Annotated in this window: 4 protein-coding genes; 1 reads left to right on the top strand and 3 read right to left on the bottom strand. The window is 68.7% G+C overall.

Annotated elements, in window-relative coordinates; all coding sequences use genetic code 11:
* Positions 1-118 precede the first annotated feature (118 nt).
* From hemQ to Q0X68_RS13050, 3 genes are read right to left on the bottom strand one after another with little or no spacing between them, the layout of a single operon-like run.
* Complete coding sequence (hemQ, locus tag Q0X68_RS13060; protein WP_297752645.1) at positions 119-835, bottom strand: hydrogen peroxide-dependent heme synthase; 717 nt, start codon at positions 833-835, stop codon at positions 119-121.
* Complete coding sequence (locus Q0X68_RS13055) at positions 832-1,887, bottom strand: ferrochelatase (RefSeq protein WP_297752643.1); 1,056 nt, start codon at positions 1,885-1,887, stop codon at positions 832-834. The genes hemQ and Q0X68_RS13055 overlap by 4 nt, the downstream gene beginning before the upstream one ends.
* On the bottom strand, positions 1,884-3,149 hold the full coding sequence (locus Q0X68_RS13050) for a glutamyl-tRNA reductase (protein ID WP_297752640.1): 1,266 nt from the start codon (positions 3,147-3,149) through the stop codon (positions 1,884-1,886). The genes Q0X68_RS13055 and Q0X68_RS13050 overlap by 4 nt, the downstream gene beginning before the upstream one ends.
* A gap of 47 nt (positions 3,150-3,196) precedes the next feature.
* Between Q0X68_RS13050 and Q0X68_RS13045 the strand changes: the two genes are divergently transcribed.
* On the top strand, positions 3,197-3,386 hold a 190-nt coding region (locus Q0X68_RS13045), incomplete at its 3' end, for a uroporphyrinogen decarboxylase family protein (RefSeq protein ID WP_297752637.1).

Raw genomic sequence — 3,386 nt, 5'->3', positions numbered from 1 at the left:
CACCTGCTTCTGGGCGACGCCTCGTCGCAGCTAGGCAAGTGACACCAGTGCCGGGACAGAGCCGCACAGGTTGCAGGTGCCTGGGTGGGGAAACCGCGGCGGGCGCCGACGAGGCTCGTCAGGCGCGCGGCTGGCGGGCGACCCACTCGTCGAGAGTGACGAGCGGGCCGGTGAAGAACGGCGTCTCCTCGCGCACGTGCAGGCGCGCCTCGACCCCGCGCTGGTGGCGCATCGCGTCGGTGAGGCGGTGGAGTTCGTCGGCCTCGAAGGCGAGGATCCACTCGTAGTCGCCGAGCGCGAAGGCGGACATCGTCGACGCGATCACGTCGGGGTATTCGCGCCCTGCCATGCCGTGCTCGCGCAACATCTTGGAGCGGTGGGCGTCGTCGAGCACGTACCAGTCGTAGCTGCGCACGAACGGGTACACCGTCACCCAGGGGCGCGGCGCGATGCCGGCGAAACAGCTCGGCACGTGCGCCTTGTTGAACTCGGCGGCCCGGTGCACGGCGACGGCGGACCACACCGGCTCGAGCGCTGCACCCAGCTCGCTGTTGCGGATGACGTGGTAGGCACGCTGGAGCGCGTGGGGGTCGTCGGAGAGCATCCACACCATGAGGTCGGCGTCGGCACGGAAGCCGCCGACGTCGTAGAAGCCGCGGACGGTGACCCCAGTGGCTTCGATCTCTTCGCGCAGCGCCGTCGCCTGCGCCTCAGCGTCGTCGGAAAGCGGCATGCACGTGGCGAACACGGCGTGCATGGAGTAGTGCGATCCGCGGTTAATGGCCTTGTAATCGACGTTGTGCTCGTCGCGTTCGTCGCGGCTGGGGTGCTTCACGATGGTGCTCCTGTTCGGGTGGGGCGTAGGGGCGGCAGGCAGCACGCGCCGCCCGCGAATTGACAGTAGTCGGCCACCGGCTTGCCCTCGCTGGCGCGCCGAGCGGCGTCTTCGATGTGGTCCACCAGCATGCCGACGAACTCGTCGTCCACGCCGACGGTGCCCGCGCGCTCGTAGGCGAGCCCCAAGCTGCGGGCGGTTTGGGCGGCTTCGGTGTCGAGGTCGAACGCCACTTCCATGTGGTCGGCGATGAACCCGATGGGAGCTACGACGACGCCGTCTACCTCGTCGACGATCGCCTCGAGCTGGTCGTTCACGTCGGGCTCGAGCCACGGCACGTGCGGCGGTCCGGACCGGGAGCAGAAGGCGAGGTCCCAGGTGAGCGCCTCGCCCAGCTCGTCGGCGGCGAGCTCCGCCACCTGTTGCGCCACCTGGAGGTGCTGCGCCTGGTAGTGCGGCGACGGGGCGCCCGGGCCGGAGCGCTCCTCCATCCCCACCGGGATGGAGTGCGTGACGAACACCAGGCGCGCCTTTCCGTCGCCGATTCGCTCCCGCAGCGCGCGCCACGAGGCAACCACGCGACGGGCGTTCGCGCTCGCGAACTCGGGCGCCCACCAGAAGGGGTCGAGCTTGTCGACGACGATGGGCTGCCCGTCGGAGGCCTGCACGAGGTCTTCGTGATACTGCCGGCAGCTGGAGTACGACTGGTACGCGCTCGTCGCGACGGCGAGCACCCGCTTGTGGCCACCGTCGACAAGTTCGCGCACCACGTCGGACATGTACGGCTCCCAGTTTCGGTTGCCGATCACCACAGGTGCGTCGGCGCCGCGACGGTGCAGCTCGGCCTGGAGCGCGTCGACGAGTTTCGCGTTCAGTTCATTGATGGGCGACTTACCGCCGAACAGCATGTAGTGCTCGGAGACCTCCAGGAGGCGCTCGTCGGGAATCCCCTTGCCGCGGGTGGCATTGCGCATGAACGGCAACACGTCGTCGGGCTGGTTGGGGCCACCGTACGAGGCCACCATGATGGCGCTATATGGTTCGATGTTCATGATGCGATGGTGCGTTGAGATTTCTGGCTGGCGACGTCGTCCATGCCGAGTCCGGTCACGGGGCAGCGCCCCTCCTCCACCGCGTGGGCCGCGAGCGGTTCCCCTATGCCGTAGAGCTCGTGCATGGCGATGAGGTATTCATTGGTGCGCCCCAGCTGGGCCGCTTCACGGGCGCGGGCGGAGGGAATGTGGAGCAGTCGGACGGCGAGGCGTTCGAGCGCTCGAGCGGCGTCGTCCCTCGTCAGGGGGCGGTTTGGTAGGCGGTCGGTTTCCTCCTCGACGAGGTTCATCACCGTCTCACGCAAGGTGGTGACGGCTGGGTCGACGACGCGCGCGCGGATCTTCGTCAGCGCGGCCGTGCGTCCGGCGTCGATGAGCCGCTCGGCGGTGGCGAGGTCGCCGTCGTACTTGGGGTCGACGTTCACCTGGACGGTTTCCAGCGTCACGAGTTGCACGCCGGGGACGTCTGCCACCGCGCGGTCGACGTCGCGGACGAGCGCGAGGTCGAGGAGCTTCATGCCGGCGCGCACATCGTCGGGACCAATCACGGCGCCTCTCCCACGGCAGGTGACGACGACGTCGGCGGCGGCGAGTGCGTCGGCGAGATCATCGACGGGTTCGATGGCGTGGGCGTCGGCGAACGAAGCCGCGCGGCCAGTGGCGGAGTGCACGCCGATGCTGCGCACCCCGCGGGCCTTCAGCGCGGCCACTACCGCGCCGGCGTAGCTGCCGGTGCCGACGAGGAGCGCCCGCGACGCCGACCAGTCGTCGACGGTGAGCAGATCCAGACCGACGGAGACGACCGAGCGACCGGCGCCGTCGAGGTGCGTGTGGCTGGCGACTTTCTTGGAAGTCCGGAGCGCCTCTTCTACTGCGGTGCTGATGGCCAGCGACGCGTGCCCGCCCGCCTGCGCCTCTTGCAGCGCGCGGCGGTACTGGCCGGCGATCTCGCGCTCCCCCATCACCATGGACTCGAGCCCGGCGGTCACGCGGAAGATGTGGTCGAGGGCCTGCTCGCCTCGGTAGATGCGCCAGGGAAGCTCTGCGCCGAAGTGCGCGCGCAGCAAGGACGGGATTGCCAGGCCGGCGTCGTCTACCTCCAGCACCAGTTCAACGCGGTTGCAGGTGTGCAGCAGCACAGCCCCTCGCACGCCGTCGTGGTGGACGATTCGCTCAACCACGCCGTCGACGTTCGCCGCGGCCTGCTCCACCACCGGCAGGCCATGTCGGTGGTGTTCAAGAGAGAAAATCTGCAGAGACATATGGGGCCATTCAACCACCTTGAGTCAATACGGCAGAATCAAGGAGCATGAGCACGTTCCTCGAAGCCCTGAGCGGGGCCCGCCCCCGTCGGTTACCCGTATGGTTCATGCGCCAGGCCGGGCGCTCGCTGCCAGAGTACAAAGAAGCGCGGCAAGGCACCACCATCCTGGAAGCTTGCCTGCGGCCTGAGCTCGCTGCCGAGATCACGATGCAGCCCGTCAGGCGGCACGGGGTGG

It is taken from the genome of uncultured Tessaracoccus sp. (genome assembly GCF_947286155.1).
Lineage (GTDB): Bacteria > Actinomycetota > Actinomycetes > Propionibacteriales > Propionibacteriaceae > Arachnia.
Note: the sequence above shows the minus strand (reverse complement) of the source record. Positions and strands in the feature narration are given on the sequence as shown.

Excerpts from the sequence above, each read along its gene's own strand:
- Q0X68_RS13055 (WP_297752643.1), bottom strand. The coding sequence starts at position 1,887 with ATGAACATCGAACCATATAGCGCCATCATGGTGGCCTCGTACGGTGGC.
- Q0X68_RS13050 (WP_297752640.1), bottom strand. The coding sequence starts at position 3,149 with ATGTCTCTGCAGATTTTCTCTCTTGAACACCACCGACATGGCCTGCCG.